This window comes from Treponema sp. UBA785 (assembly GCF_002297065.1).
Taxonomy (GTDB): domain Bacteria; phylum Spirochaetota; class Spirochaetia; order Treponematales; family Treponemataceae; genus Treponema_D.
Map to the genome: position 1 here is coordinate 6,990 of NZ_DBJD01000062.1, position 7,617 is coordinate 14,606.

General features: G+C 39.4%; 6 protein-coding genes. 1 reads left to right on the plus strand and 5 read right to left on the minus strand.

The window, feature by feature from the left end:
• Positions 1-1,410, plus strand: a 1,410-nt coding sequence (locus B2X33_RS05285) for an oligonucleotide/oligosaccharide-binding fold domain-containing protein (protein ID WP_296668142.1), incomplete at its 5' end; no start/stop codon positions are given.
• Positions 1,411-1,435: 25 nt separating this feature from the next.
• Here the strand turns inward: B2X33_RS05285 and B2X33_RS05290 are convergent.
• The 5 genes from B2X33_RS05290 to dut are packed head-to-tail and all read right to left on the minus strand — an operon-like array spanning position 1,436 to position 7,326.
• Positions 1,436-3,145: a HEAT repeat domain-containing protein gene (locus B2X33_RS05290; RefSeq protein WP_296668143.1), complete on the minus strand. Its 1,710-nt coding sequence runs from the start codon at positions 3,143-3,145 to the stop codon at positions 1,436-1,438.
• Between the two features lie 17 nt (positions 3,146-3,162).
• Positions 3,163-4,299 (minus strand): tRNA guanosine(34) transglycosylase Tgt, encoded by a 1,137-nt coding sequence (gene tgt / locus B2X33_RS05295; RefSeq protein ID WP_414717806.1) that lies wholly within the window; start codon positions 4,297-4,299, stop codon positions 3,163-3,165.
• A gap of 26 nt (positions 4,300-4,325) precedes the next feature.
• Positions 4,326-5,396, minus strand: a complete 1,071-nt coding sequence (locus B2X33_RS05300; RefSeq protein WP_296668145.1) for an LptF/LptG family permease — start codon at positions 5,394-5,396, stop codon at positions 4,326-4,328.
• Between the two features lie 20 nt (positions 5,397-5,416).
• Positions 5,417-6,871, minus strand: coding sequence for an LptF/LptG family permease (locus B2X33_RS05305; RefSeq protein ID WP_296668147.1), 1,455 nt, complete (start codon positions 6,869-6,871; stop codon positions 5,417-5,419).
• 8 nt (positions 6,872-6,879) lie between these two features.
• Positions 6,880-7,326 carry a dUTP diphosphatase gene (gene dut / locus B2X33_RS05310; protein ID WP_296668149.1) on the minus strand — a complete coding sequence of 149 codons (447 nt, stop codon included), beginning with the start codon at positions 7,324-7,326 and terminating at the stop codon, positions 6,880-6,882.
• Positions 7,327-7,617 lie beyond the last annotated feature (291 nt).

Here is a 7,617-nt window from a genome sequence, read left to right on the forward strand (position 1 = left end):
GAAAAAGAAAATATTCTCGGCGCGCTCGAAACACTCAACATGCTCAAAGCACTCAATCCAGACAGGACTCTTTCTTCAATCGGAAAACTCATGGTTGAATTTCCACTGGAACCGCGTGTAAGCAGAATTTTAGTGGAAAGTATAATGAATTATCCTGACGTGCTTGATGAAAGCGTAATTGCAGCTGCATTCTTAAGCACCCAGTCGCCTTTTGTTCTTCCTCCTGGAGAAGAAATGGACGCACGGGCAGCGCATCACGCTTTCCGCGACATTCAGGGAGACTTTGTTTCTTACGTAAAACTTTTTAGACGCTACCAGTCAATGGAAAACAAAACCCGCTTTTGCCAGAACAACTACCTCGACGAAAAAGTGATGAAAGAAATTTCAAGCATTAGAACCCAGCTCGAAGAAGAAATCAGCGCTCTTGGAATTCCTGTAACTGGCGGAGGCTCGATGGATAACTACCTTTGCTGTATTTCGGCAGGAATGATTCAGTTTGTTTGCGTGCGCGATGGAAAAGAAAACTACCGTTCATTGACGACCGACCACATTTCAATCCATCCTGGTTCCGGAATGTTCCGCACTTCCCCACTTTTTATTGTTGCCGGAGAAATTGTAAGAACAAGCCGGATGTTTGCAATGAGCGTAAGTCCTCTTACAAAAGCGCTTCTTGCGAAAATCGATCCGTCTCTCGAAAAAAAACTGATGTCAGTCCGTGGAGCAAAAGGAAAATCGCTCACCGGAAACCTTGAATACACAGGTTCAACATTCAGAGAGCAAAAAGGAAAACCTGGACGCGATGACAGTTATTTTGGCGGAAAACTGGACAAAAACGAAAAGAAAAAGCGCGATGAAAATTCAATTGGAATCGGAGGAGAACTTTTCGCACTTGAAAAAGTCAAAGGCAAAAAACAGGCAGTTCTTCCTTACGAAAAATTCAAAGAAGCTCTTCTTTCAGAAAATGACAAAAATAAACTTGCGGCACTTGCAAATCTTCGCGGAAAACTCGTTCTAAAAGGCGGCTTTGCGCTTACAGGCGAAAAATTTGAACTGATTGCAAAACTTGTCAAAAATTTGAATTTAACTCCTGTAGATGCAAAATCCTGGCCGAAAAATTTCAACATCACTTTAAATGACGAAAAAGACGGCGAGCTTTTGATTCAAAATTTAAAATACGTTCTGAACCTTACAATGGCAAAATCGCGGACAAAAGAATTCGGTTTTATAACTCTCTTTAGCGACAGCCGTGGAACATACTGGTTTAAAGTAAGCCGAGGATTTGTCACTGCGCTAAATGAAAGTCTTGCAGCATTGGAAAATCTTGTTGACGATGCGGGACAAATTTTAAGTGCAGTTCAAAAAGAAAAAGTGAACATGCTTTACAGAATGTTGAACAGTCTGTACGAGTAACGCTTTTTAGCAAAACTTATTGCTCTTATTTGGCATTTGCGTTTGGATTGCTCTTTTTTTCAAGTTTTCCTTTCTGCTCTTCGGCAATTTTTTCAGCTTCTTTGACAGTGCTGTCCGAAGAACCCAAGATTTTCTTTGCTTTTTCGGCATTTGCGTTTTTCTTGAGCGGATTTTTTGCGGATTCGAGAATAATCTGCCTTACAACGGGCAAAACATCTGGATAACGGCCTTTTGAATAAATATCAAGCCCGGTTCCCTGAGTGGCAGTGTCCGTTGAATCAAGATAATCCTTGCAGATAGAAGAAAATTCGTTCCGCTTATATTTTGCAAATTCTTTTCCGAGCGCGTATCGGAGAGGTTTTCTTCTGTCGTCTTTTAGAGTTTCGCGGGCAAGCGCAATAATCTCGTCAGTGCCGGCATTGTTGTATTCAAGAAGAGCAGCGGCAACACGGCTTTTTGGAGTATCTGCAACTTTTTTGTCCGTAATGAGCTTGACAAGATAGTCATTCCCTTCTTTTGTGTTTAGGCTGGCAATTGCAGGATAGCACTTTTTTTTGACAGAATCTTCTTTGTCTTTTTCAAGCCGGTAGACAAGATAAGGAACGGCTTCTTTATAATCATTTTTTTTGCAGGCTTCGATAGCCTCGATCCGAACCGTAACATGAGAGTCGCGTATTGCTTCGATAACAGTTTTTTTCGCCTCGTCATTTTCCTTAAAATTGGAAAGTCCCTTTACAACTGAACAGCGAAGTTTTGGGTCTGTATCTTCGTAAAGCTTTACAAGAATTTTGACAGCCTCTTTTTTTTCCATTGAACCGATCGCTTCTGCCGAATACATTCTTATAAAAGTATTTTCGTCTTCGTCCTGAGCCATTTCTACAAGCTTATCGTAAGTTTCTACGGCCTTGATTTTTCCAAGAACTTTTACAAGCTGCTGCCGCTGAGCAAGCGATAAATCTTCGCGTTCCAAATATTCTGACAAAAAAACAGCCTCTTTTGAACCGCCGATTTCGCCAAGAGTCGTAAGCGCGTCCGTAAAATAGTTTTCATCTTCGCTTTCTACGAGTTTAAGAACAGCCGGAAGAGCTTCTTTTGTTTTTACCGACTGAATATACTTAAAAACCGCATCTACAGTCGATTTTTTTTGCTCATAAGGATCGTCAAGAATTTCGAGCGCAAAATTTTCAAGGCAAGGGTCTTTGAGCTTTGTAAAATACTCGAGAATTTTTTCGCGGACAGCAATATTTTTTGTAACGTAAAATAAATCGTAAACTTCATCGACAAAGCGGACATCTTCATTTTTAACAAAATCATTCAGGAGCTCGATAATATCATCTTCCATTCCAAATTTTAAAGTGTCGGCGTTTTCTTTTCTTGTGTCCGGAAATTCCTCGTCAAGTTCCGCAATTTTTTCCGCATTCTGCTTTTGAGGCCGTTTTTTTGGAATTTTTACGGAAACCTCTTCCGCTTCATCATCAACGTCAGAATTTTCTTCGGAAGGATTATCGTTTTCTTGATTTTCGGCTTCTGCTACAACTTCGATATTTTCTTTATTTTCGGTTTGTGGAGAATTTTCGGTTTCTGTCTGAGTTTCCGAATTTGCCGACGTTTCAGCTTCCGGCGGATTCTGCGACTGAACTGTTTTTTCAGAAGCAGAAACAACTTCCGCGGTTTGTCCGAAAAACTGCAATTTTAGAAAACAAAATGCCGTCAAAACCAAAATATTTTTTTTCATAAAAACTTCCGCAAAATTTATTTTATATTTCCAGCGTGATACCGTTTTAAAAAGTCCGTTCTATATTTTTCAAAGCGGTTTTCTTCAATCGCAAGGCGAATTTCTTTCATCATATTATGCAAAAAATACAAGTTGTGGTAACTTGCCAGCATGCTGCTCAAAATTTCCTGTTCCTTAAAAAGATGACGAAGATAACTTCTTGAATAATTGCGGCAGACTTTACAATTGCATTCGCTGTCAACAGGTCCAAAATCGTGAATAAAACGCTCCTGTTTAATTGAAAGTTTTCCGTCATGAGTAAAATACGAACCGTTGCGCGCATTTCTCGTAGGCAAAACGCAGTCAAACATATCAATTCCGCTGTGAACGGCATCCAAAATGTAGTCCGGAGTTCCAATTCCCATAACGTATTTTGCTTTTTCCTTTGGAAGATGACTGACCGTAAAATCCAGCATAGAAGCAAAAACTTCCGCAGGCTCGCCTACACTCAAACCGCCGATTGCAATTGCCGGCATTTCCATCGAAGTTACAAATTCTGCAGAACGGATTCTTAAATCTTCAAAAAAGTTTCCCTGAACGATTGGCAGAAGAATTCCTTTATAACCTTCGTCCTGTTTTTTTAACCATTCAGATTTTGCGCGCTTTAACCAGTTTTCTGTTATTTCGAGCGAATGAAGGGCTTCTTTTTTATCAATTCCCCAGCCAGAACAAACGTCAAGCTGCATCTGAATATCCGAATTGAACTGAGCCTGAACGTCCACAATTTTTTCTGGAGTAAAAAGATGCCGGCTTCCGTCAATATTTGAAGCAAACATTGCTCCTTCTTCCGTTATTTTGCGCAGTTTTGAAAGGCTCCATACCTGAAAACCACCAGAATCTGTAAGAAAATTTTTTTTCCAGCCGGAAAATCCATGCAGACCGCCAGCTTCCTCGATCACATCGCTTCCAGGCCTTAAATAAAGATGATAAGTATTTGCGAGAATAATTTCAAAGCCGATTTCGTCCAAATCATCTTTTGTAAGAGCCTTTACAGTCGCGTTTGTTCCAACAGGCATAAAAACCGGAGTCTGAACGTCGCCGTGCGGCAGGTGCAATGTTCCGGTACGTGCCTTTCCGTCAGAAGACTCGTGTTTAATGTCAAAAATATCCATCATCATTTTATCCTTAAGAAATCATTTTTCTACGTTCTCGCATATTTTAGAAGAACCAGACTTACAACGACAAACAGAAAAACCGGCAGCCAGGCTCCAAGGAACGGAGAAAGAACTCCAAATTTTGCCATAAGCATTGTAACCATCTGAAAAACGTAGTAGATTACCGCCGCAGAAATGCAGCTGGCAAGGCTTATTAGCATTACATTTTTTCTTGTTTTTCCGCTCAAACCAATCGACAAAAATACTACAATAAAAAGAATGAATGGAAAAGCATATTTTTTGTAATAGACGCTCAAAGGCTCGTTATAAGGAAGCCCCACTCTTTTTAAGTGGGCAATGTATTCTTTTGACTCGCGGGTATCTACGGTTTCGACAGAAGTCGTGTTGTTTCTAAAAGTTTCAGGAATTTCAGTTAGCAGCGCAAGAGTAGCGGAATCAACCTCCGAAGAAACCAAATTTCCGTCAGAAAATGTGTATTTTGTAGAACCGTTGAGTTTCCAATGATCGTCCATCCAAAGTGCAGAATCGGCGCGGACAACGCAGTTTAAAGATTTATCTTCGTTTCTGATTACAATATAAAGCGCATAAAGGCGCATTGCCGAGTTGTCATAAAAATCCGCCTTATAAACGACATTTCCCTGATCGGACATGACGACGATTTTGTCATTATTAAGGCTTTTTTCGCGGTTTAAGACAATTTCCTGAAGTTCAACCTTTTTTGCAAACGTTGGAACAACAACTTTATCCTCAAAATAAAAAAGTCCAAAACTTAAGATAAATGCAAAAACCAAAAGCGGAGCTGTAAATTTTATGAGCGGAACTCCGGAGGCAAAAACCGCAACAAGTTCATTATTCGCATAAAAATCCGACAAAGTATAAGAAACTGCAAAAAGAATCGAAAGCGGCGCCGAATACCAAAGAGACTTAGGAAAATACAAAAGCATTATCTGAAAAACAGTCTTTGCCGGAACACCATTTGAAATAAAATTCCAAAGATTCATAAAAAGATCTACGAGAACTAAAACAAAGGCAAAAAAACAAAGCGAACCGACAAAAAGAGGCACAAATTTTTTTAAAATATATTTTACAAGTGTCATTTTTAATTCCTGTTTTAATTCTATTTGCCAATCAATTTTATATAGAAGAATCCGCCTGCAATCGTTATTGCAAGATTTGGCGCCCACATTACTACAAAACCATTTAAACCGCCACGGTTGCCAAAAATCTGTCCCAAAATCATCATTGTCCAGTACAAAACGCAGATTACGATTCCGACTATAAGCCCGATTGTCTGGCCGTTGTGTTTGCCAAAAAGAAGCGCGAGCGGAAGCGCCAAAAAAGCAAAAAAAATCGAACCAAAGGGCAACGAAAATTTTTTATTGTATTCAAGCTTGTAGGAATTCAACTTTTTTTTAGAAAACTCTTCTGATTCTTCCATTTGCTTTATTTTTTTATGCAAGTCGTAAGACGTCATTTCGCGAGGACTTACCCTGTTTGAAGTTGCAGAAATTGATGATTCGAAAACATTTAAATTCATCTTTTGCGAGGAAAGCACATCAAAATTTCCACGTTTTTCTTTGTCAAAAAGAAGAACCGTTGCATTGTTCATTTCCAGCGTCATAAGAACTCCGGAATCTTTTGCCTTTTTTACAACTGAATCGTCCGCAACAATTATGCGCTGCTGTCCGTCTGCTCCTGTATCAAAAAAAATCAAATCGCTTACTTGATCATTTACGACGTTTCCGATTACAAGAGTTTTGTCGACAGTTTTTTTTATTGAATTAGGTTCAAGCTCAACAGACGGATTTGAAGACAAAATCGAACGGTACAGCCGGTTGTACTTGATTGTTCCAAGCGGTAAAAGATAGTCGTTTACAAAAAATGAGCCAAGCGAAATTACCGCTCCAAGAATAATTACCGGCATTAAAATCGTTCTGTAGCTTTGACCGGAAGCACGGAAAATAAGAATTTCATTTTCAGAAACAAGCCTTCCAAGGCACATCAAAAAACCAACGAGAGTTGCAAAAGGCGCAGACTGTGCAATAATTGAAGGAAGAGCGTAAGCCATGAGTCGCATAACATCCCAAAGCGGCACTTTTTTTTCAAGAATTTTTTGAATTACGAGCAAAATCTGGTTTACAAAAAATATAAAAAAGAAGAACAGAAAGGCGACAAAAAAATACAAAAAAAGCTCTTTTAAAAGATAGCGATAAAAAACATGACGGTTTATGCCTGATTTTTCCTGCATTGCCTCGTCAAGAAAATTTGCCGTTTTATAGCAATGCAAAAAACGCATAAAAACTGCGGCGCGGTGAAAAATCGAATTTAAAAGATTAAATTTCGCCCAAAAAGGCTTGAATTTATTTTTATAAAACCAGCGGATTTTTCTGCTAAGCCTGCTTTTTGAAGCAATCCGCCAATAATAATAGCCAAGAGATTCAATATGCAGAACGCTTTTTTTTGCTTTTGAGCCGTTGAGTTTTGAGGAAATTTTACTTTTAAACTGAATCCAGCCTTTCCGAAAAAAATCCACGGTTCGGGTTATAAAGGCTTCGATTTTATCGAATTTCATTAAAGAATTTACTTTCCGGTGTGACCAAAGCCACCGCTTCCGCGTTCTGTTTCGTCCAAAAACTCAGCGGTTTCAAAAACGCCCTGAGTAACAGGAGCAACAATCATCTGTGCAATTCTGTCGCCGTCAGAAATTACAAAATCCTCGCTTCCAAGGTTGATTAAAATTACTTTTACTTCGCCACGATAATCGCTGTCAATAGTTCCTGGAGTATTAAGACAGGTAATTCCGTTTTTAGCGGCAAGTCCTGAACGAGGCCTGATTTGAACTTCAAAACCTTCTGGAATCGCCATTTTAATTCCAGTTGGAACCATAAACCGCTGCATAGGTTTTATTACAATTTTTGAGCCGTCAGGAATAAAAGCGCAGATGTCTGCTCCAGCAGAACCTGATGTCTGATAAGAAGGAAGTTTTACGCCTTTTTCGGCAAGAATTTTTATTTTGCAAGTGTTCATATTTTCTCCAATTTTAAAACTGATTTAGATTATACAGAAAAAACAGAGAATTATAAACCACCAGTCAAAAAATCCCAGCCCCGGCCGGAACGGCGCGATAGCGTTCCAAAAAAGAGAGGCGGTCAAAACCGCATTTCTTTTTTGGAATGCAGCGTAAGCGGAACCGTGGAGCGGCGGGTTAGAGCTTAAATTGCGCTCCAAATTTATAAAAAACTAAAAAGTTTCGAGGGTTTTCTTTAAAATCTCAAGACCTTCGTCGATTTCTGACTGCGAAATATTCAGCGGCGGAAC